The 397-nt window shown below is 35.3% G+C and carries 1 protein-coding gene; it reads left to right on the top strand.

The window, feature by feature from the left end; genetic code table 11:
* Positions 1-397 (top strand): hypothetical protein (locus OQH62_RS08640; RefSeq protein ID WP_266016162.1); only part of this gene is annotated, 397 nt, incomplete at both ends.

A 397-nucleotide genomic window follows, 5' to 3' on the forward strand; every position in this document is an offset into this window, starting at 1 on the left:
ACTTCTAGTGGTACTAATGCTACCATCAGCAATCAAGCTACTATTAATACCCTAACTTCAACAGGAAGTAATGTTACTTTAAACAATGGTAATAACATTACTACTACCCTCACTTCTCAAGGTTCTAATGCAAAGATTAGCAATCAAGGCACTATTGCCGTTTTTAATTCTCAAGGTGCTGATGCTAATATTACTAACAGCCGTACTATCAACACTCTTACTTCTCAAGGAAACAATCTCACTCTTACGAATAATCAAGGTGGAACTATTAAAGAAGTAAAATCTAATGGTGCTAATCTTACTCTTACGAATAATCAAGGTGGAACTATTACTACTTTTACCAACCAAGCACGAGGTACTATTGCTAGTTTGAACAATCAAGGCACTCTTGAAACTT

The sequence above is a fragment of the Campylobacter sp. MIT 21-1684 genome (assembly GCF_026241315.1).
Lineage (GTDB): Bacteria > Campylobacterota > Campylobacteria > Campylobacterales > Campylobacteraceae > Campylobacter_D.